This window comes from Streptomyces sp. NPDC006197 (assembly GCF_040613865.1).
GTDB lineage: Bacteria > Actinomycetota > Actinomycetes > Streptomycetales > Streptomycetaceae > Streptomyces.
Genome location: NZ_JBEXSZ010000047.1, coordinates 1 through 20979 on the forward strand (window position 1 = coordinate 1; position 20979 = coordinate 20979).

Below are 20979 nucleotides of genomic sequence, written 5' to 3' on the forward strand. Positions count from 1 at the left end.
GCCCGCGCGATGTCCGCGCGGGCCGCGGAGCAGCCGCCGCGCCCCGGCTAGGACAGGGATCGCCACGCGCTGACCAGGGCCTCCCGGAGCACGCCGATCTCCTCGGTCGTCAGGTCGGCCACCATGCGCTCCTCCAGTGCGCGGGCCGGCTCGGCGTACTCGGCGAGCAGGCGTCGCCCCGGGGCGGCGAGCAGGATGAGGCGTTCGCGGCGGTTGGCCGGGTTGGGCTCGCGGCGGATCAGGCCGCGGCCCTCCAGTGCGCGGACCATGTCGGCCATCGACTGGGCGGTGACGAAGGAGTCGCGGGCGAGCTGTGCGGCGGAGATGCCGTCGTGCCGCTCCAGCACCGTCAGGGCGGTGTACTGCAACGCCGTGATCCCGGCAGGCTTGAGCAGCTCCTCCAGGCGGGCCCGCACCGCCAGCTCCGTCCTCTTGAGCAGGTAGAGCAGTGAGGTGCTCACGTTCGTCCTCCTGTGGTGATCGTCCGCGCGGGGCGGGTCGTGTCGCCGCCGTCGGGGCGGCGGCGCCTCTCACCCTAAAACATTGACAGGAATCCTGTTGATGCACAGACTGGCGTTCATCAGGATTCCTGTCGATCCCGGCTTGCGCCGGCGCTTTCGGCATCCCTCTTTCCCCCTCTACGAGAGGCACCTCTCATGGATCTTCAGGGCAAGGTCGCGGTCGTCACCGGCAGCGGACGCGGTCTCGGACTGGCTTACGCCCAGGCCCTCGCCGTGGCCGGCGCCGCCGTCGTCGTCAACGACGTCGACCAGGCCGTCGTCGACGCCGCCGTCGCCTCCATCACGTCCGAGGGCGGCAGGGCGACCGGTGTCGTCGCGGCGGTGGGCGACGACGCGGCGGCGCAGGAGCTGGTGGACGCGGCGGTACGGGAGTTCGGGCGCCTGGACGTGCTCGTCACCAACGCCGGCATCCTGCGCGACCGCGTGCTGTGGAAGATGACCGACGAGGACTTCGACGACGTGGTCCGCGTCCACCTGCGCGGCACCTTCACCTGCGCCCGCGCCGCCGCCGTCCGCATGCGCGAGCAGGGCGCCGGCGGCCGGCTGATCCTCATCTCCTCCCCGGCCGGCCAGCGCGGCAACTTCGGCCAGACCAACTACGCCGCCGCCAAGGCGGGCATCGTCGCCATGGCCCGCACCTGGGCCATGGAACTGGGCCGCGCCGGCATCACCGTCAACGCCGTCGTCCCGGTCGCCGCCACCGAGATGACCAAGACCATCCCGGCCTTCGCCCCGGCCATCGAGGAGTCCGAGCGCACCGGCGAGCCGCTGCCGGACCGGCTGCGCAAGGACGAGGGCCTCGGCACCGTCGAGGACGTCGCCTCTCTGATCACCTTCCTGGCCTCGGACGACTCCGACGGAGTGACCGGGCAGGCGATCGGCATCGGCGGTGACCGACTGGCCCTGTGGGCGCACCCGAAGGAGAAGGCGGTCGCCTTCGCCGACGGCGGCTGGAGTGCCGACGCCATCGCCGCCGAGTGGGCGGACGGCGTCGGCGCCGAGCCCGAGACCTACGGCATCCCCGCGCCGCAGGCCCCGGGGGCGTGACCATGGGCGACCTCGCGCTCGACCTCGACCGGCTCACCGCCATCGACGTGCACACGCACGCCGAGATCTCCAAGGACGGCCACGGGGCGCTGAGCCCGGAGCTGTTCGGCGCCTCCGAGGAGTACTTCAAGGCCCACGGCCACCGGCAGCCGACCATCGACGAGATGGCCGACCACTACCGCGAGCGCCGCATGGCAGCCGTCGTGTTCACCGTCGACGCCGAACACGCCACCGGCCATCCGCGGATCTCCAACGAGGAGATCGCCGAGAGCTGCGCCGCCCACGCCGACGCGCTCATCCCCTTCGCGAGCATCGACCCGCACAAGGGACGCGCGGGCGCACGGGAGGCCCGGCGCCTGGTCGAGGAACACGGCGTCCGCGGCTTCAAGTTCCACCCCAGCATCCAGGCGTTCTCGCCGAACGACCCGCTCGCCTACCCCCTGTACGAGGCCATCGAGGAGCTCGGCGTGCCCGCGCTCTTCCACACCGGCCAGACCGGCATCGGCGCCGGCGTCCCGGGCGGCGGCGGCATCCGGCTGAAGTACTCCGACCCGATGCTGGTCGACGACGTGGCCGTCAACTTCCCCCAGCTGCGGATCATCCTGGCCCACCCGTCCTTCCCCTGGCAGGACGAGGCCCTGGCCGTCGCCACCCACAAGCCGCACGTCTACATCGACCTGTCCGGCTGGTCCCCGCAGTACTTCCCTCCGCAGCTCGTCCGATACGCCAACACCCTGCTCAAGGACAAGGTGCTCTTCGGCTCCGACTACCCCGTCATCACCCCCGACCGCTGGCTCGCAGACTTCGAGAAGCTCGACGTCAAGCCCGAGGTCCGGCCGAAGATCCTCAAGGAGAACGCCGCCCGCCTGCTCGGTCTGACCACGGACTGAAGGAGACGCCGTGTTGAACCAAGGCATCGGTTCCTGGCCGGCGCGCCGGGCCCGCAAGACCCCCGACCGGGTGGCCGTCGTCCACGAGGACCGCACCCTGACCTACCGCGAGCTGCACGGACGCGTCCTGCGCCTCGCCCACGCGCTGCGCGCGCTGGGCGTGGCGCGGGGGGACCGGATCGCGTACCTCGGACCCAACCACCCGGCGTTCCTGGAGACGCTGTTCGCCGCCGGGACCCTGGGAGCGGTCTTCGTCCCCCTCAACACCCGGCTCGCCGCCCCGGAGCTGGCCTACAACCTGACCGACTCGGGCAGCACCGTCCTCGTCCACGGGCCCGAGCAGGACGGGGCGGCCCGTGCCGCGGCGGCCGAGGCGGGCGCACGGCACCGGATCGCGCTGGCCGGCCCCGACGGAGACGGCGCCCTCGGCTACGAGAAACTGCTCGCCGGCGCCGGGACCGGACCGCTGGACGAGGCCGTGGCGCCCGAGGACCCGTGCATGATCATGTACACCTCCGGGACGACGGGCCGCCCCAAGGGCGCCGTCCTCTCCCACGCCAACATCACCTGGAACAGCGTCAACGTCCTCGTCGACATCGACCTGTCCGGCGACGAGGTGACCCTCGTCGCCGCACCGCTGTTCCACACCGCCGGCCTCAACATGACCTGCCTGCCGACCCTGTTGAAGGGCGGCCGGGTGGTCCTGCTCGGCGCCTTCGACGCCGAGCGAGTCCTGGAACTGATAGAGCGCCTGGGTGTGACGTACATGTTCGGCGTCCCCACCATGTACGACGCCATGGCCGCCCGGCCCCGCTGGGCGACCGCCGACCTGTCCAGCCTCCGCTCCCTCAACTGCGGCGGCGCCCCCGTGCCCGCCCGCACCATCGCCGCGTACCTCGACCGCGGCCTGGCCTTCAGCCAGGGCTACGGCATGACCGAGGCGTCCCCGGGCGTCCTCTTCCTGGACCGGGAGCAGACCTCGGCCAAGGCGGGCTCCGCCGGCGTGCCCCACTTCTTCACCGACACCCGCGTGGTTCTGCCGGACGGCAGCGAGGCCGAACCCGGCGAGCGCGGCGAGATCCTCGTCCACGGCCCCAACGTCATGAACGGCTACTGGGGACGGCCCGAGGACACGGAGGCCGCCTTCGCCGACGGCCACTGGCTGCGCACGGGTGACGTGGCGCGAACCGACGCCGAGGGCTACGCCTACATCGTCGACCGGGTCAAGGACATGTTCGTCTCGGGCGGCGAGAACGTCTACCCGGCGGAGGTGGAGGACGCGCTCCTCTCCCACCCCGCCGTCGCCGAATGCGCGGTCATCGGCGTGCCGGACCCGGTCTGGGGCGAGGTCGGCCGCGCCGTCGTCGTCCTCGAACCCGGCGTCCGCGCCGAGGATGACGACCTCCTCGGCCACCTTCGGGGTCGGCTCGCCAAGTACAAGATCCCCAAATCCCTCGTCGTGACCGAAGCGCTGCCCCGCACGGCCTCCGGAAAGATCATCAAAACCGCCGTACGCGACACCTACGCGACAGGTCCCGCCGAGCGCCCCCACCCGTGACCCACGTCGAGCAGCACGCTCTCAGAGGCCGCGCTGACACGTCGCCTCTGCCACCGAGAGGAACCTCCATGACCACCACCGCCCACGGCCTCGACGGACTCACGTCCCTCAGCGGAGCCGACCTCGGCCACACCGAATGGCTCGAGATCACCCAGGACCGGGTGAACACCTTCGCCGACGCCACCGACGACCACCAGTGGATCCACACCGACCCGGAGAAGGCCAAGGACGGCCCCTTCGGCAGCCCCATCGCCCACGGCTACCTGACCCTCTCCCTCGTCATTCCGCTCTTCGGAGAGCTGCTCAGCATCACCGGCACCAAGATGAGCGTCAACTACGGCCTGGACAAGGTCCGGTTCCCCAGCCCCGTCCCCGTCGGCGCGAAGATCCGCCTCCACGGTGCCGTCGGCACGGTGGAGGCGGTCAAGGGCAACGGTGTCCAGATGCCGCTGACGTTCACCGTCGAGGTCGACGGCAGCGACAAGCCGGCCTGCGTCGCCCAGGCCGTCTACCGCCATTACGCCTGACCCGCCCCGTCCCGTGGGGCGAGACACCGTCACCTGCCGCATCCAGCGCCACACACCAGCAGTTCGTCCGCCCGGTGAGCTGGAGCGGTAGGCGACCACCCCACGTGCGCTTCAGTACTCACTGCTTTGGTGAGGAGTCGTCTTCCAGAGCCGTGTTGTCTCCCCGTACGAAGGCGGGTCGGGGAGCGGGACCAACCCTGCGTCGGCCCCGCTCCCCGCCCCGCCTTCAGCCTGCTCGCCCGCAGCGCTCGGTGTCGATCTCGGCGAGCGTGGCCTCGTTGTAGCGGGCCCCGTGGACGGTCGTGCCGCTCAGCACCCGTCCGGCCGCGTCGAGGGCCTCGCCGGGCACGTCGAGGTCGAGGACGGACAGGTTCTCCCGCAGGTGTGGCACCGACCGGGTCCCCGGAATGGCCACGACGTGGGAACCACGGGAGAGGACCCAGGCCAGGGCCAGCTGGGGCAGGGTGAGGCCGGCACGCCCGGCGATCTTCTCCAGCTCGCCCCGCAGCACCAGGTTGCCCGGATAGTGGCGTTCGCCGAAGCGGGGCATGCCCCGGCGGATGTCACCCGTGGGAAGGGCGCCGAAGTCCGGGGGCGTGTCGGTGAGAAACCCCCGGGCCAGGGGGCTGAACGCCACGAGGGCGACGCCGAGTTCACGGGCCGCCTCAAGGGTCCCCCGCTCGGGGTTGCGCGTCCACAGGCTGTACTCGTTCTGCAGCGCGGCGACCGGGTGCACGGCGTGGGCCCGCCGCAGGGTCGCGGCGGACACCTCGGACAGGCCCAGCGCCCGCACCTTGCCCGCCTCGACGAGCCCGGCCAGCGCCCCGACGCTCTCCTCCACCGGCACAGCCCGGTCGAGCCGGTGCAGGTAGTAGAGGTCGATCACGTCGGTACGGAGCCGGGCCAGCGCCTCGTCGACGGTGCGCCGGATCGTCTCCGGACGCCCGTCGATGACACGACGGCCGTCGACCCCGGTCATGCCGCACTTGCTGGCCAGCACGATCCGGTCGCGGTGGCCGGCGAGCACCCGGCCGAGCAGCTCCTCGTTGGCGCCGAAGCCGTACAGCGCGGCGGTGTCGAAGAGCGTCACGCCCTCCTCCAGCGCCGTCAGCAGCAGCCGCTCGGCGGCCTCCGGCGTCGGCGCGACGCCGTAGGCGTGGCTCAGGTTCATGCAGCCCAGGCCGACCGCAGGGACCTCGAAGGGCCCGATCCGGCGCGGGGCCCACCCCGCGCCGGCACGCGTCGGCGCGGTCACGAGCCCGCGGCGGCGGTGAGCTGCTGTTCCAGCGCCGCCAGCGTCCGGTAGCAGGGAAGGACCTGGGCGATGGACGAGTTCGGCTCGCGGCCTTCGCGGATCGCGGCGACGAACTCGCGGTCCTGGAGCTCGATGCCGTTCATCGACACGTCCACACCGCTCACGTCGATCGGCTCGTCCTTGCCCGTGAACAGGTCGTCGTACCGGGCGATGTAGGTCCCGCTGTCGCCGATGTAGCGGAAGAACGTACCCAGCGGCCCGTCGTTGTTGAACGACAGCGACAGCGTGCAGATCGCGCCGCTGGCCGCGCGCAGCTGGATCGACATGTCCATCGCGATGCCCAGCTCGGGGTGGATCGGGCCCTGGACCGCGTTGGCCTGCACGATCGGCGAGCCGGTCTGGTACGCGAACAGGTCGACGGTGTGTGCCGCGTGGTGCCACAGCAGGTGATCCGTCCACGAGCGCGGCTCGCCGAGCGCGTTGAGGTTCTTCCGGCGGAAGAAGTACGTCTGCACGTCCATCTGCTGGATGTCGAACTCGCCCGCGTCGATCCGGCGCCGCACCCACTGGTGGCTCGGGTTGAAGCGGCGGGTGTGCCCCACCATCGCGACCAGACCGGTGCGCTCCTGGGCCGCCTGGCACGCCTCGGCGTCGGCGAGGGAGTCGGCGAGCGGGATCTCGGTCTGCACGTGCTTGCCCGCGTCGAGGCAGGCCAGGGTCTGCGCGGCGTGCAGCTGCGTCGGGGTGGCGAGGACGACGGCGTCGACGTCGTCCATGGCCAGGACCTCGTCCAGGGACGCGGCGGCCCGTGCGACGTCCTGCTCGGCGGCGAACTTCCGGGCTCGCTCCAGGCTGCTGCTCACGACGGCGGCCACCTCGACGCCCTCGATGCGGCGGAGTGCGGCCGCGTGCTTGGCGCCGAAGGCGCCGCCGCCGGCCAGGGCGATCCGCAGGGTTCGGTCGTCGGTCATGTCAGTTCTCTCCTTCGGCGGGCGCGGCGGCCCGGGGGTGGTTCTCCAGGATCAGGTGGCCGACGGCCGTGTTGGACGCGGGCACGTGGTAGAAGCGGTGCCTGACCTCGACGTCGCCGGTGCCGTCCACGTCGCTCATCGCGCCGCGGGCGATCAGCCACATGACCAGCTCGATGCCTTCCGAGCCGGCCTCCTCGACGTACTCCAGGTGCGGCACCTCGGCCAGCCCGGCCGGGTCGGCGATCAGCCGGTCCAGGAAGGCGTTGTCCCACTCGCGGTTGATGAGGCCGGCGCGCGGTCCCTGGAGCTGGTGGCTCATGCCGCCGGTGCCCCACACCTGGACCTTGAGCGGCCGGTCGTACGACTCGACGGCCCGGCGCAGCGCCTGGCCGAGCTTGAAGCAGCGGGCGCCCGAGGGCACCGGGTACTGCACCACGTTGACGTGGAAGGGGATGACCTTGCACGGCCACTTCTCGACGTCGCCGAACATCAGCGAGAGCGGGACGGTCAGGCCGTGGTCGACGGGCATCTCGTTGGCGAGGGTGAGGTCGAAGTCGTCCCGGACGAGGCAGTGCGCGATGTGCGCGGCCAGCTCCGGGTCGCCCTCGATGCCGGGGACGGGGCGGGGGCCGTACCCCTCGTCGGCGGTGGGGAAGAAGGCGCCGGTACCGAGCACGAACGTCGGGATCAGCGACTGGTCGAAGGCGCTGGCGTGGTCGTTGTAGACCAGGAAGATCACGTCGGGGACGTTCGCCGCCTCCCACCGCCTGGAGTACTCGTACCCCTCGAAGACCGGCTGCCAGTAGGGCTCGTCGGTCTTGCCGTGGTCCATCGCCGCACCGATCGCCGGCACGTGCGAGGTGAAGACGGCACCGGTGATCCCGGCGTGCTCGGCGGGAGCAGCAAGGGCATGGGCGGCTTCGAGGACGGCGTGGTCGATGCGGTTGCCCTCGACCGAGCGCCCGCCGCCGACCATCATCGCGCGGTACCCCTCCTCGGTCATTCCGGTCATCGAACCCGCCATCTGCTGGAACGACAGTCCCAGCGTCGCACCCCACTTGGCGAGGAAGTAGATGTTGCCGCCCTCGCGCATCGCCGCGTTGAGGTCGCGGTCGAGCAGCGCCTGCTTCTGCTCCTCGCGCAGCGGCCACGCGTCCAGGTAGGCCCGCTCGTCGGCGAGGTAGGCCGCGCGGTTCTCGGCCGTCATCAGCGACATGCAGAACTGGTTGAGGTGGTACCCCTTGGCCGACTGTTCGGCGTCGAAGACGGTCGTCCCCGGCACCAGCTTGTAGGTCTTGTCCAGCGACATGCCGGAACTCCAATCGTGGTGCGGTCAGTCGGCTTCGGGCCAGTACAGGCGCATCGGGTTGGCGACGAGCAGCTTGTGCCGGAGCTCCGGCGTCGGCGCGATGTGCGGGACGAAGTCGACGAGGAGACCGTCGTCGGGCATGTGGTCGGTGAGGTTGGGGTGCGGCCAGTCCGTGCCCCACAGCACCCGCTCGGGGAACTCCCCGACCACGCGCCGGGCGAAGGGGACGACGTCGCGGTACGCCTCCTGCTCACCGTCGAGGGCCGGCGGGCCGTCCACCGTCAGTCGCTCCGGGCAGGTCACCTTGCACCAGATGTCCGGCCGGGCCCGCAGGAAGTCCAGGAACGCTTCGAACTCGGGCCCGTCCGGGTCCTTCGCGGTGTCCGGCCGGCCCATGTGGTCGATCACCAGCGGCACCGGGATCGACAGGAAGAAGTCCCGTAGGTCGGCGAGGTCGGCCGCCTCGAAGTAGACGACGACGTGCCAGCCGTACGGCGCGATCTTCTCCACGATGTCCAGGAGGTCCTGCTCCGGTGCCGCGTCCACCAGCCGCTTGACGAAGTTGAACCGCACCCCGCGCACGCCCGCCTCGTGCAGCTCCCGCACCTCGGCGTCCGTGACGTCGGGCCGCAGCGTCGCCACGCCCCTGGCCAGGCCGCCGGAGGCCCGCAGGGCGTCGACCAGGGCGGTGTTGTCGGCGCCGTGGCAGGTCGCCTGCACCACGACGTTCCGGGCGAAGCCGAGGTGGTCGCGGAGCGCGAACAGCTGGTCCTTGGACGCGTCGCACGGCGTGTACTTGCGCTCGGGCGCGTACGGGAACTCGGCGCCCGGGCCGAAGACGTGGCAGTGCGCGTCGACGGCACCCTCGGGGAGCCGGAACCGCGGCCGGCTCGGATCGGCGTACCAGTCCAGCCAGCCGGGCGTCTTCTCGAAACTCGTGGTCATGAGTCGTCCTCAGTCCTCGTAGCGCAGGCCGAGTTCGGCCAGCGGGCCGCGCATGCCGTACAGGTCCAGGCCGAGCTTCCCCGCGCGGAACTGCGCGCGCTTGCCCTCCTCGTTGGCCTCGCGGGCGCCCGAGGCGGCGGCCACCTCGGCGGCCCGCTCGCGGGGCACCACGACGACGCCGTCGGCGTCGGCGGCGACGACGTCACCGGGGCGGACCAGGGCGTTGCCGCAGACGACGGGCACGTTGACCGAGCCGAGGGTGGCCTTCACCGTGCCCTTGGCGTTGACCGCGCGGGAGAAGACGGGGAAGTCCATCCGCTCCAGGTCGGTGACGTCGCGGACACCGCCGTCGATGACCAGGCCGGCGCAGCCCCGGGCGCGGAAGGAGGTGGCGAGCAGTTCGCCGAAGAAGCCGTCCTCGCTCTCGGTCGTGCAGGCCGCGACGACGATGTCGCCGTCCTGGACCTGTTCGGCGGCGACGTGCAGCATCCAGTTGTCGCCGGGCTGGAGGAGCACGGTGACGGCGGTGCCGCACATCCGGGCCTTCGGATAGACCGGGCGCAGGTAGGGGCGCATCAGTCCGACCCGGCCCATGGCCTCGTGGATCGTCGCGACGCCGTACTTCGACAGCTCGGCGACGGCCTCGGGGTCGGCCCGGTCGACCCTGGTGTGGACGACGCCGATCTCGGTGTGTTCCATGCGTACTTCTCCTGGGAGGCGGGGTCAGCGGCCGGCCGCGGCGAGGCGGGCGGCGAGTCGGGGGTAGACGCGCAGGGCGTTGCCGGAGTAGACGGCGGAGCGCTCCTCGTCCGACAGGTGCGGGGTGGCGTCGACGTACCGCTTCGTGTCGTCGAAGTGGTGGCCGGTGCGCGGGTCGACGTCGCGGACCGCGCCGATCATCTCGCTGGCGAAGAGGACGGACCGGCTGGGGATCACCCGGGTCAGCAGATCGATGCCGGGCTGGTGGTAGACGCAGGTGTCGAAGAAGACGTTGTCGAGCAGCGCCTCCGGGTCCGGCTTGCCGAGCGCCGTCGCCAGGCCGCGGAACCGGCCCCAGTGGTACGGCACGGCGCCGCCGCCGTGCGGGATCACGAACTTCAGCGTCGGGAAGTCGGCGAACAGGTCGCCCTGGACGAGCTGCATGAAGGCCGTGGTGTCGGCGTTCAGGTAGTGCGCGCCGGTGGTGTGGAAGGCCGGGTTGCAGGACGTGGAGACGTGGATCATCGCGGGGACGTCGTACGCGACCATCGCCTCGTAGAGCGGGTACCAGCTCCGGTCCGTCAGCGGCGGCGCCGTCCACCGGCCGCCCGACGGGTCCGGGTTGAGGTTGACCGTCACCGCGCCGAGCTCCTCGACCGCGCGGCGCAGCTCGGGCAGGCAGCTGGCGGGGTCGACGCCGGGGGACTGCGGCAGCATCGCGCCCATCGCGAACCGGTCGGGGTGGAGCGTGCTGACCCGGTGGACCAGGTCGTTGCAGATCCGCGCCCACGCCGAGGACACGGCGAAGTCGCCGATGTGGTGGGCCATGAAGCTGGCCCGCGGCGAGAAGACCGTCAGGTCGCTGCCGCGCTCGTCCATCAGCCGCAGCTGGTTGCCCTCGACGGCCCGGCGCAGGTCGTCGTCGGTGATGACGAGGTCGTCGGGGTCGGGCGCGTCCGCGGGGGAGCCGACGGCCGCGACCTGCCGGTCGCGCCACTCGGCCAGCTGCGGCGGCGCGGTGGTGAAGTGACCGTGACAGTCGATGATCATGGGAGGTCTCCTGGGGTGTCGGGGCGGGAGCCGGCCGGGCCGGGGACGCGGTCAGCCCTGGGCGCTGACGGGCCAGCCGGTGTACTGCTCCGAGAGGTACGTCCGTCCGGCGCGCGTGCCCACCACGTTGTCGAGCTCGCCGAGTTGGCGCCGCAGGTCGAAGGCCGAGGCGCCGGGCGCGGTGTGGAGCAGCCGGGTCATCCAGTACGAGAAGTTCTGCGCCCGCCACACCCGCTGGAGGGCCTGGGGCTGGTACTCGTCCAGCGCGGTCCCGCCCTCGCGGCCGAGGGCCCGCAGCAGTACGCCGGCGAGGACCTTCACGTCGTGCAGCGCCAGGTTGAGCCCGCGGGCACCGGTCGGCGGCACGGTGTGCGCGGCGTCGCCGGCGAGCACCATCGAGCCCCAGCGCATCGGCTCCTGCACGAAGGACCGGAACCGCAGCACCGTCTTCTCGACGACGGGCCCCTCCTTCAGCCGGAAGCCGTCCTCACCGGCCACCCGCGCCTGGAGGGTCTCCCAGACGCGGTCGTCCGACCAGTCGTCCACGGACTCGTCGGGCGCGCACTGGAAGTACATCCGCTGCACGGCCTCGGTGCGCCGGCTGATCAGCGCGAAGCCGTGCTCCGAATGGGCGTAGACCAGCTCGGGCGCACTCATCGGCGCCTCGGCGAGGATGCCGAACCACGCGAAGGGGTACTCCTTGCCGTACCGCACCCGCCGGTCCTCCGGCACCAGGTCGCGGCACATGCTCCGCGAGCCGTCCGCGCCGACGACGTACCGCGCCCGGATCTCGTGCCGGGACCCGTCGGCCGCGGTGTAGCGGACCCGCGGGGCGTCGGTGGCGATGTCGAGGACCTCGGTGTCCCTGACACCGAAGTGGACCGTGCCGCCGTCGCGCTCCCGCGCGTCGGCCAGGTCGATGAACACGTCGGTCTGCGGGTAGAGCCACACCGACTCGCCCACCAGGGCCTTGAAGTGGATCCGGTGCGCCCGGCCGCCGAACCGGAGCTCGATGCCCTCGTGCTCGTGGCCGTCCCGCAGGATCCGGTCGGAGACACCGGTCTCGACCAGGTCCCGGGCCACGTCGGCCTCCAGGATCCCGGCACGCTGCGTCGTCTCGATCTCGTGCCGGGTACGGGTGTCGAGCACGATCGTCCCGACCCCCGCGCGCCCGAGCCGGTGCGCCAGCATCAGGCCGGCGGGACCGGCGCCGACGACGGCTACGGGGACCGAGACGACGGTGTCGACGGGGGCATCGGCCATGGCAACTCCTGAGCGACTGCGGACGTTCCGAACACCCCGAACGTTGACACCCGGTCCGACGCCGGGTCGCTGCCGTTTCCGTCAGGCGGAAGCCCGTGCCGGTCCGGAACCTCAGGAGGTCGTGCGGGTACGCCGGCCGAGCTCGTCGGAGATCCCGTGCGCGGCCCGCATCAGCGGCTCCCGCAGCCGGCGCGCACGGCCCGCGCCCTGCGCCGTGATCACCACCCCCAGAGCGGCGCTCACCGGCCCGGCCCGCCCGATCCGCACGGGCGCGGCCACCGCGACCGTGCTCTCCGACAGCTGCCGGTCGCTGACGAGCACGTGCTCGCGGCGGATCCGGTCCAACTGCGCCCGCAGCACCTTCGGATCGACGACCGTGTGCGGGGTCCATGACCGCAGCGGCGCGTGCAGGACCTCCTCCTGGATCTCCTGCGGCGCGTGCGCGAGGAGCACCCGCCCCATCCCCGTGGAGGCGATCGGGAAACGGGTCCCGACCATGGTCAGCAGTTCCACCGAGCGGTGCCCGGCGATCCGCTCGACGAACACGAGCTCCGTGCCCTCCCGCACCGCGAGCTGGATGTTCTCGTGCGTGACCTCGTACAGGTCCTGCATGAACGGCAGCGCCACATCGCGCAGGATCTGGGTGCGCGGGCAGCCCGAGGCGATCTCCCAGAGCCGCAGCCCCACGTGCCACGACCCGTCCTCGGCCCGCTCCAGCACGCCCCAGGCCGCCAGCTCGGCCACCACCCGGTGCGTGGTGCTCAGGGCCAGACCCGTGCGCTGAGCGATCTCCGACAACGTCTGCGACGGGTGCTCGCGGTCGAAGGCCGAGAGGACCTCCAGGACCTTTCCAGCCGCCGTGCTCCGGGTTGTGCTCACGTCGCCAGTCTCCCAGACCGGCGTTGAGGCAGGCGGCCGCGCGCCGTACCATCTGCCGGACACCGAGGAGGCGACGTGGACCGAGACATCTCCGGGCTGTCTTCGATGGCGACGCGGCCCGTACTGGCCGAGCTGTCCGAACACATCCGGCTCGCTCACGGGCTCCCCGTACGTTTCGATTCCGCCGGCGGGGTCGAGATCGCGCGGCGCGTGCGCGAAGGCGCCGAGGCCGACCTGCTCGTCCTCGCCGACGGTGCGCTGGCCGAGCTGGAGAAGGAAGGGCACGTCCTCGAGGGCACGACGCGACCGCTGTGGATCTCGCAGGTCGTCGCCGCCGTGGCGGAAGGAGCACCCGTCCCGGCTCTCGGCTCGGAATCCGACCTGCGAGCCGCGCTGACCTCCGCGAAGGGGGTCGCCTACTCCACCGGCCCCAGCGGCACTGCCCTCGTCGATCTGATCACCCGGCTGGATCTCGCCGACACGCTCTGCGACCGGCTCGTCCAAGCGCCACCGGGGGTGCCCGCAGGCAGCCTGTTGGCATCCGGCCGAGCCGACCTCGCCTTTCAACAGCACAGCGAGCTGATGGACCTGCCGGGCGTCGTCGTCATCGGCCCGCTGCCAGGTGACACGGCCATCAGCTCGACGTTCAGCGGGGGTGTGCTGACCGCCTCCAGCCGACCGGGCCTCGCCCGCGAAGTCCTCGACCTCCTCGGCTCCGACACGGCATCAAGAACAGCCCGCGCCAGGGGCATGCGGGCACCCGGGGACCAGTAATCCAGCCGGACCTTGATGCTGTGCCCGGTCATCGGCTCGGGGTGGGGAGTGCAGCGGGGTGGTGCCGGGTGCGGGTGTGACCCAGCGTCAGTCCCCCGTCCGGGCAGGTGGCATCGAACGTTCGATCGATCGACACCTTCGCCCGGCCGGCGTCGGTGCGGGTGTCGCCGACGACCGCGTCCAGAACATGGCCGGATGCCGTCGGAGGGGTCCGGCCGTGCCCGTGGCCTGGGGTGACGCCCTCCGTTGCCGGGCATCTGGCCGGCCGGTGCGGCTCCACGGGTCGGGGACCCGTCCCGTACCGTCCGACTTGTCTGGTCAGCCTGTCTACTGACGAGCAGTCACTTAATCGCACAGTGATACGATCTCGGCGCAAGCGGGGCGGGCGGATGAGCGCGGAACGACACCTCCGACTTCAGGAGTGTTCCGCGCAGGCGTCCCGATGCGGGCGGTTCGCCGGTGCACCGCATGACGCGAATTCAGCAACTGGCCGTCGGTCGCCTGAAGAGAGTCTTATGACGGAATACATACAGAACCCGATGCTCTGGGCTCTGTTGGTCCTCGTTCTTGCCGCCATCGCCGTCATCGTCCGCCAGCGCAAGGCGGCCCAGGCTTTGAAGCAGCAGATCGACGGGCTCCGGAGCCACTACTCCGACCTGGAGAACCACTACACGCAGTCCGTCGAGGCGGCGCAGGAACAGGCCGAGGAAGCGACGAAGACCGTCCTGAAGTCCGCGATGCGGACGCTCCAGGGCCTCGCCGCCGAACAGCAGTTGGTCGTCTCGCGGCTGCAGAGCAAGTACGGCGAGTCCGCCATGCTCCAGGACCTGCTCGAGATCGACCACACCAACTCGCAGTTCGGCCGGCGCGCGCAGTCCATCGCCGTCCTCTGCGACGGCTGGCTCGGCCGCCACCGCGACGTGGCGTCCGTGTACGACGTGGTCCGCAGCGCCCAGGGCAGGATCCGGCACTTCCGCCGCGTGGAGATCCTCTCGCGCGTCGACTTCGGCCTCACCAGCCGGGTCGTCGAACCGGTGGCGCTGGCGCTCGCCGAGCTCCTCGACAACGCCACCAGCTACTCCAGCCCGGACACCGTCGTCGAGATCAACACCCGCACCGTGCCCAAGGGCGTCTGCATCGTCGTCGACGACGCGGGCGTCGGCATGAGCGACGAGGAGCGGGCCCGCGCCGAGCGGCTGCTCTCCAGCGACCGCGTCACCGGCGTCTCCGGACTCGGCAACCCGCCGCAGTTCGGCTTCGCGGTGATCGGCGTGCTGGCCGAGCGCTTCGGCTTCGAGGTGTCCGTGGACTCCTCTTCCCCCTACGGCGGCGTCCGCGCGGTCGTCCTGCTGCCGCACGAGCTGCTCACCAGCGTGCCGGTGCAGAAGCCCGCGGCACCGCCCGTGACCACTCCCGGCGTACCGCACCCGGGCGGGCCCGAAGCCGTGGTCGCGACGTCTTCGACCGCCGACGGCCTGCCGAAGCGGCGCCGCAAGCGGCCGATGGCCATCGTGCCCAGCAGTACGCCCGCACAGGCTCCGAGCCGCTCCGACGCCGAAGCGGCGGCGATCATGGGTGCCTTCCAGCGAGGCACACAGTCCGGCCGGGCCTCCTTCCCGGACGCGACGGACCGCGCGAGCGGCACATCTCGTGCAAGCAGCGAAGGACATGAGGTCTCGTGAACGACGATCTGTCATGGATGCTCGACAGCGCCCTGGAGATTCCCGGGGCGCTGCACGCGGTCCTGATATCCGCCGACGGCCTGTTGATGGCCAGGTCGCAGGACTACGACAAGGACAACGCGGACCGCGTCGCGGCCGCGATGAGCGGTGTGCAGTCGCTGAGCCGCTCCCTCGGCTTCTTCTGCGAGGACCCGCGCGCGCAGTGGAGACAGACACTGGTCGAGTTCGACGGCGGCTGGGTCTTCCTGATCTCCGCCGGTGAGGGCGCCTACCTCGGCGTCTCCGCCTCCCCGGACGTCGACATGGCGGACATCACCTTCCGGATGCAGCAGCTCGTGGGCCAGCTCGGCAAGGTGCTCATGACGCCGCCGCGCGAGAACCTCGGCACGCACTCATGACGGGACGCGAGGAGTGGGAGCCGGCGGCCGCCGAGCTGGTCCGGCCGTACGTCATCACCAAGGGACGGGGCCTGCCCGACGAGGAGCAGCTCTCCCTGATCACGCTGGTGACGGTGGCGCCGGAGGAGGGCCAGCGGCCCACCCGGCTCTCCCCCGAGGAGCAGCGGCTGCTCGACATCTGCTCCGCCGGCTACCTGTCGGTCGCCGAGATCGCCGGCCACACCCGGCTGCCGCTCGGCGTGGTGAAGATCCTCCTCGCCGCCCTGGCCGAGGGCGGCTACCTCGTCACGCGCTCGCCGGTGCGCCGGGCGGCCCTCGCCGACCGGGAGATCCTGGAGGAGGTGCTGAATGGTCTCCGCGCCAAGTTTGGGTAAGGAGCACTACGTACGCGACGGCGCTTCGCAGATCCCGGTGAAGATCCTCGTCGTCGGGCACTTCGCGGTGGGCAAGACCACGTTCATCGGCTCGATCTCCGAGATCGAGCCGCTGACCACCGAGGAGCGGATGACGCGGGCCGCCGAGCACGTCGACGACCTCAAGGGCGTCCGGAGCAAGACCACCACCACGGTGGCCATGGACTTCGGCCGGCTGACCATCAGCGACCGCATCGTGCTGTACCTGTTCGGCACCCCCGGCCAGCAGCGGTTCGTGCAGATGTGGGAGGACCTCGCGCGCGGGGCCCTCGGCGCGCTGGTCCTCGTCGACCCCGAGCGGCTCGCCGACTCCTTCGGAGTCATCGACCTGATCGAGCAGTACGGGCTGGAGTACGCGATCGCCGTCAACCACTTCGACGGCTCGCCCCTGCGGGACGAGGCGGCGCTGCGCGAGGCGCTGGACCTGCTCGACGACACCCCCGTCGTCACCTGCGACGCGCGCGACGAGAAGTCGTCCGCCGGCGCACTGACCACCCTGGTCCGCTTCTTGCTGGACCGCGCCCGACAGGAGCAGTAGCCGACATGGACCCCCAGACCCCCGCCCCGGCGCCCCCGCCCGGCTGCCCCGCCCACGGCTCGGGCGCCCGGATCCCGCTGCACGGGCCGGAGTTCGCCGCGGACCCGCAGGCGTACTACGCGTACATGCGCCACTACGGGCCCACCGCACCCGTGGAGCTCGCTCCCGGGGTGGAGGCCACCCTCGTCACCGACTACGCGACGGCGCTCCAGCTGCTGCAGGACTCCGCGTCCTTCCGCAAGGACGCGCGCCTGTGGCGGGACTTCAACGAGGGCCGGGTCCCGCGGGACAGCCCCGTCGTGCCCCTCCTGGCCTACCGGCAGAACTGCATGTTCAGCGACGGCGGCGAGCACCTGCGGTTGCGCCAGGCGATCACCGACAGCATGGCCCGGATCGACTCGCAACGGCTGGCCCGGAACACCGAGCGGATCTCGGACTACCTGATCTCCCAGTTCGACTCCCGCGGCTCGGCCGACCTGCTCGGCGACTACGCCAAGCAGCTCCCGCTGTTCGTCTTCAACGAACTCTTCGGCTGCCCGGCCGGCATCGGCGACCGGGTGCTCTTCGGCATCACGGGGATGTTCGACGGCGTGAACGCCGAGAAGGCGACCGCGGTACTGTACGGGGCCGTGCAGGAGCTGGTCACGCTCAAGCGCAGCCGGCCGGGCGACGACGTCACTTCCTGGCTGATGCAGCACCACGCCAAGCTGAGCGACGAGGAGATGGTCCACCAGCTCGCCCTGCTCCTCGGCGCGGGCGCCGAACCGCTGCGCAACCTCCTCGGCAACACCCTGCACCGGCTGCTCACCGACGACCGCTACGCCGACGGCGGCGGTCTGATCGGGGAGGCGCTCGACGACACGCTGTGGGACAACCCGCCGATGTCGAACTACGCGCCCCACTACCCGGCCAGGGACATGGAGTTCGCGGGCGAGAAGGTGCAGGCCGGGGACCTGATGCTGGTGAGCTTCGCCGCCGCCAACTCGGGCCTCGCCCTGACGGCGGACCGGACGAGCGGCAGCAACCGGTCCCACCTGGCGTGGAGCGCGGGCCTGCACGGCTGCCCGTCCAAGGAGCCGGCCCGGCACATCACCGTCACGGCCCTCGAGCACCTGTTCAACCGGCTGCCGGACGTCGAACTCGCCGTACCGGCGGACAGTCTGATCTGGCGTCCCGGTCCCTTCAACCGGGCCCTGGCCACGCTGCCCGCCAGGTTCACCCCCGTCCCGTCGTCGAAGCGCGGCGACACGCGGCCCGGCACGGCCGCCACCGCCTCGGGCGCGCGGTCCGGCGACCAGGCCGGAGGGGAGGGCAAGAGCGAACGGAAGGGCCGCTGGAGCCAGTTCCTGTCCTGGCTCACCAACTGATCCACGAATCCTCCATAGGTCTCCATATCTCTGCATGACCATGCGTCCGCGAGGGTAGTGATCGCCGCGGTACCAATGTTGCGTATGAGGTAGAGGAGTTGTCGTGGACCACATATCCACCGACACCGCTATGGCAGAGCCACCGCCCCGTGTCGGTGCGCACCGGGATACCCGCCCTCGTCGGCGGGTATCTTCATGCGTACCCCGATTTCTGGCGGGATGCCGGTGACCGGTCTGATGTCTGACATCCCCCCGGATCCGCGGACCGGCACGCTCGGCGCCTTCACCCGGGCCCAGTTGGTGGGCCTCTGTGACGTCGCGGGACTGTCCCCGGCCGACACGGAGGCGTACGCGCACACCCTGGTCGAGGCGCTGGGTCCGGCCGCCGAGCGGTCGCTGGCCCTGCCGCCCCCGACGCGGACCTTCCTCTCGGACGACCACACCCCCGTGGAGTACTCGCTCTCCTTCAGCCCCGGCAGGGCCCCGGCACTGCGGGTGCTGGTGGAACCGGGCTGCGGCGCGGACACCCGGGCGGAGAACGGCCGGATCGGTCTGGAGGCCGTCCGCGCGATGGCCCGGCGCTGGGACTTCTCCACCGAGCGGCTCGACGAGATCGAGGACCTCTTCTTCCCGGCCCAGCCGAAGGGCCCGCTGGCGCTGTGGATCGCGCTGGAGCTGGTGCCCGGTGGGGTGCCCAAGGTCAAGGTGTACCTGAACCCTGCCGCGTCTGGGGCGAAACGTTCCGCCAAGACCGTACGGAAGGCCTTGCGCCGCCTCGGCCACACATCGGCGTACCGGGCGCTGCCGAAGGCCGACGGCCACCCCTTCCTCGCCCTGGACCTGGGCGACTGGGAGACGCCGCGGGTGAAGGTCTACACCCGGCACCTCGACCTCTCGGCCATCGGGGCGGGCGGCCTGTCCCGTACGGGCTCCGGCCCGGGGCCGGAGGAGATCCAGGAGTTCTTCCGGGCCACCGCCGCCACCGACGACCTCGACCGGCGGCCCGGCCTGTCCTGCCACTCCTTCACCGAGACGGAGACCGGCCGCCCCAGCGGCTTCACCCTCCACATCCCGGTTCGCGACTATGCCCGCCACGACGGGGAGGTCCTCGACCGGGCGGTGGACGTCCTGCGGAGCCACGGCATGGACCCCGCCCCGCTGGTCCGGTCGCTGTCCGCCCTCACCGCGCGGCGGCCGAAGGACGGAGTGGGCCTCATCGCCTACCTCGCGCTCGCCCACCAGCAGGGCCACCCGCCCCGGGTGACCGCGTACCTCTCGTCGGAGGCCTACGCCGTCAGGCCGCCGGCGAAGCTCCGGCACCGCGCGGCGGTGGGGGTCTAGCCGCACCTCGACGACGGGGCTCCCGGCGGAATCTCCACCGGGAGCCCCGTCGTCTGAGGGCCCGGCCGGGCCCTCAGGCGTTCTGGAGTCCTCGCATCTCCCGCAGGTAGGGACCGACGTCGACCTGGATGGAGGAGCCGCCCTCCGCCGTGCCGTAACGCTCTGCGATGCCGCTCAGGTACGCGTCGATCTCCTCGCGCATCGCCTGCGCGTCCGGCAGGACGACCTCGCCGCCGATGATGCGCGCGACCCAGTGCGTCTGGCCCTCCACGAGCCGCGTGATCGCGCCCATCGGCCGGACCAGGCCGACGAAGTACAGACCGGGCCGGCCGGGAGCGACGACCCGCCGGTACAGCTCGACCGACCCGCCCGGCCCGGCCGGACACCCCTCGGGCAGGAACGGGAAGTCCATCCGGTAACCGGTGCAGTAGACGACCGCGTCGGCCTCCTCGGAGGTCCCGTCGGTGAAGACCACCCGCCTGCCGTCGAGGTGGTCGATCCCCGGCCTGGGGACCACCGCGCCGTGGCGTATGCGGCTGAGGATCTCGTCCGAGATGGTCACCGGGGAGGAGAAGAGCGGGTGGTCCGGCTCGGGCAGGCCGTAGTCGGACAGTCTGCCCCGCGCGATCCGCAGGGCGTTCTCGGCGAAGGCGACCTGCTCGGGCAGGGACATGGAGGTGAACCACGGCACCTCGGCCATCTCGTCGACCGACATGCCGTAGAGCTGCTTGGGGACGATGTGCAGTCCCCGGCGCACCGAGAGCACGGTGCGCGCGGCATGCCGGGAGAGGTCCGCGGCGATGTCCACCGCCGACGCCCCGAGGCCCACGACGACGACGCGCTGCCCGGCGAAGTCGGATCCGTCCTGGTAGTCGACGGAATGCAGGATCCTGCCGGCGAAGCCGTCCGAACCGGGCGGCGCGGGCTTCGGCAGCGTCGGCACCGTGTTGTGCCCCGAGGCGACGACGACATGGGCGAACCGCCGCGACTCCAGCGCCCCGTCCGCTCCCCGGCTGACGACCGTCCACGACGCGTCGTCACCCTCCTGCCGCACCGACACGACCTCGACGCCGAACTCGATGCGGTCCAGGACCCCCGCCCATTCGGCGAAGGACCGCAGATAGGCCGCGACCTCGCTGTGCCGCGGATAGAGGGGGTACGCGTCGGGCATCGGGAACTCGGTGTACCCCGTGAGCTGCTTCGCGGTGTTCAGATGCAGCGACTTGTACCCGGGTCCCGGCTCACCGGCCGCCGGCTGCCGCCAGATCCCGCCGACGTCGACCGCCCGCTCGAGACAGACGAAGTCGATCCCCTTGACCGCCAGAGCGTGTGCGGCCGCCAGCCCCGACAGCCCCGCACCGATCACGCACACACTCAAGGTTTCCCCCATAGAACACACACTCTCCATTCGAACGATCATTCACTGCCCATCCGCCCCACACCTCACACCCGCAACACCCCTAGGAACCCGTCACACCCGGCCCGCGCGACGAACCGCGGAACCGCGCCCATACTGAGGAGGACGGCGGCCGCCCAGGGGTGCGCACGTACG

At 71.5% G+C, this 20979-nt stretch carries 21 protein-coding genes; 11 read left to right on the forward strand and 10 right to left on the reverse strand.

From position 1 onward, the window contains the following. Window positions 1–47: 47 nt before the first annotated feature. Window positions 48–461 carry a MarR family transcriptional regulator gene (locus ABZ318_RS16975; protein WP_356903244.1) on the reverse strand — a complete coding sequence of 138 codons (414 nt, stop codon included), beginning with the start codon at window positions 459–461 and terminating at the stop codon, window positions 48–50. A 195-nt stretch (window positions 462–656) separates the two neighbouring features. Here ABZ318_RS16975 and ABZ318_RS16980 point away from each other — a divergent pair, with 195 nt between their 5' ends. The 4 genes from ABZ318_RS16980 to ABZ318_RS16995 all read left to right on the forward strand — a co-directional run bounded on the left by ABZ318_RS16980 (window position 657) and on the right by ABZ318_RS16995 (window position 4543). After that, window positions 657–1568 (forward strand): SDR family NAD(P)-dependent oxidoreductase, encoded by a 912-nt coding sequence (locus tag ABZ318_RS16980; RefSeq protein ID WP_356903245.1) that lies wholly within the window; start codon window positions 657–659, stop codon window positions 1566–1568. Between the two features lie 2 nt (window positions 1569–1570). Then, window positions 1571–2458: an amidohydrolase family protein gene (locus tag ABZ318_RS16985; RefSeq protein ID WP_356903286.1), complete on the forward strand. Its 888-nt coding sequence runs from the start codon at window positions 1571–1573 to the stop codon at window positions 2456–2458. Window positions 2459–2468: 10 nt separating this feature from the next. Next, entirely contained in the window at window positions 2469–4016 is a 1548-nt protein-coding gene (locus ABZ318_RS16990; RefSeq protein ID WP_356903246.1) for a long-chain fatty acid--CoA ligase, read from the forward strand. Window positions 4017–4084: 68 nt separating this feature from the next. Continuing rightward, complete coding sequence (locus ABZ318_RS16995; protein ID WP_356903247.1) at window positions 4085–4543, forward strand: MaoC family dehydratase; 459 nt, start codon at window positions 4085–4087, stop codon at window positions 4541–4543. 226 nt (window positions 4544–4769) lie between these two features. On the opposite strand, the gene ABZ318_RS17000 is transcribed toward ABZ318_RS16995, so the two are convergent. From ABZ318_RS17000 to ABZ318_RS17035, 8 genes are all read right to left on the reverse strand, one after another. Then, on the reverse strand, window positions 4770–5798 hold the full coding sequence (locus ABZ318_RS17000) for an aldo/keto reductase (RefSeq protein ID WP_356903248.1): 1029 nt from the start codon (window positions 5796–5798) through the stop codon (window positions 4770–4772). Next, on the reverse strand, window positions 5795–6769 hold the full coding sequence (locus tag ABZ318_RS17005) for a Gfo/Idh/MocA family oxidoreductase (protein WP_356903249.1): 975 nt from the start codon (window positions 6767–6769) through the stop codon (window positions 5795–5797). Before ABZ318_RS17005 ends, ABZ318_RS17000 begins: the two co-directional genes overlap by 4 nt. 1 nt (window position 6770) lies before the next feature. Beyond that, a complete protein-coding gene (gene ligA, locus ABZ318_RS17010) occupies window positions 6771–8078 on the reverse strand; it encodes a protocatechuate 4,5-dioxygenase subunit alpha (RefSeq protein ID WP_356903250.1) in 1308 nt (435 codons plus the stop codon). Window positions 8079–8102: 24 nt separating this feature from the next. Further along, window positions 8103–9023 carry an amidohydrolase family protein gene (locus ABZ318_RS17015; RefSeq protein WP_356903251.1) on the reverse strand — a complete coding sequence of 307 codons (921 nt, stop codon included), beginning with the start codon at window positions 9021–9023 and terminating at the stop codon, window positions 8103–8105. A 9-nt stretch (window positions 9024–9032) separates the two neighbouring features. Beyond that, window positions 9033–9722: a 4-carboxy-4-hydroxy-2-oxoadipate aldolase/oxaloacetate decarboxylase gene (gene ligK / locus ABZ318_RS17020; RefSeq protein WP_356903252.1), complete on the reverse strand. Its 690-nt coding sequence runs from the start codon at window positions 9720–9722 to the stop codon at window positions 9033–9035. Window positions 9723–9746: 24 nt separating this feature from the next. Further along, complete coding sequence (locus tag ABZ318_RS17025) at window positions 9747–10772, reverse strand: amidohydrolase family protein (RefSeq protein ID WP_356903253.1); 1026 nt, start codon at window positions 10770–10772, stop codon at window positions 9747–9749. A gap of 51 nt (window positions 10773–10823) precedes the next feature. Continuing rightward, window positions 10824–12035: a 4-hydroxybenzoate 3-monooxygenase gene (locus tag ABZ318_RS17030; protein WP_356903254.1), complete on the reverse strand. Its 1212-nt coding sequence runs from the start codon at window positions 12033–12035 to the stop codon at window positions 10824–10826. Window positions 12036–12146: 111 nt separating this feature from the next. Next, window positions 12147–12914: an IclR family transcriptional regulator gene (locus ABZ318_RS17035; protein ID WP_356903255.1), complete on the reverse strand. Its 768-nt coding sequence runs from the start codon at window positions 12912–12914 to the stop codon at window positions 12147–12149. 75 nt (window positions 12915–12989) lie between these two features. On the opposite strand from ABZ318_RS17035, the gene ABZ318_RS17040 reads away from it, so the two are divergent. From ABZ318_RS17040 to ABZ318_RS17070, 7 genes are all read left to right on the forward strand, one after another. After that, window positions 12990–13688, forward strand: a complete 699-nt coding sequence (locus ABZ318_RS17040) for a substrate-binding domain-containing protein (protein WP_356903256.1) — start codon at window positions 12990–12992, stop codon at window positions 13686–13688. 515 nt (window positions 13689–14203) lie between these two features. Next, a complete protein-coding gene (locus ABZ318_RS17045; protein ID WP_356903257.1) occupies window positions 14204–15370 on the forward strand; it encodes an ATP-binding protein in 1167 nt (388 codons plus the stop codon). Then, entirely contained in the window at window positions 15367–15768 is a 402-nt protein-coding gene (locus ABZ318_RS17050) for a roadblock/LC7 domain-containing protein (protein ID WP_356903258.1), read from the forward strand. Before ABZ318_RS17045 ends, ABZ318_RS17050 begins: the two co-directional genes overlap by 4 nt. Then, window positions 15765–16142, forward strand: coding sequence for a DUF742 domain-containing protein (locus tag ABZ318_RS17055; protein WP_356903259.1), 378 nt, complete (start codon window positions 15765–15767; stop codon window positions 16140–16142). The genes ABZ318_RS17050 and ABZ318_RS17055 overlap by 4 nt, the downstream gene beginning before the upstream one ends. Next, a complete protein-coding gene (locus ABZ318_RS17060; protein ID WP_356903260.1) occupies window positions 16117–16719 on the forward strand; it encodes an ATP/GTP-binding protein in 603 nt (200 codons plus the stop codon). The genes ABZ318_RS17055 and ABZ318_RS17060 overlap by 26 nt, the downstream gene beginning before the upstream one ends. 5 nt (window positions 16720–16724) lie before the next feature. After that, window positions 16725–18086 (forward strand): cytochrome P450, encoded by a 1362-nt coding sequence (locus ABZ318_RS17065; protein ID WP_356903261.1) that lies wholly within the window; start codon window positions 16725–16727, stop codon window positions 18084–18086. A 237-nt stretch (window positions 18087–18323) separates the two neighbouring features. Beyond that, window positions 18324–19427: a tryptophan dimethylallyltransferase family protein gene (locus tag ABZ318_RS17070; RefSeq protein ID WP_356903262.1), complete on the forward strand. Its 1104-nt coding sequence runs from the start codon at window positions 18324–18326 to the stop codon at window positions 19425–19427. A gap of 73 nt (window positions 19428–19500) precedes the next feature. Here the strand turns inward: ABZ318_RS17070 and ABZ318_RS17075 are convergent, their stop codons facing one another. Continuing rightward, a complete protein-coding gene (locus ABZ318_RS17075) occupies window positions 19501–20805 on the reverse strand; it encodes an NAD(P)-binding domain-containing protein (protein ID WP_356903263.1) in 1305 nt (434 codons plus the stop codon). Window positions 20806–20979 lie beyond the last annotated feature (174 nt).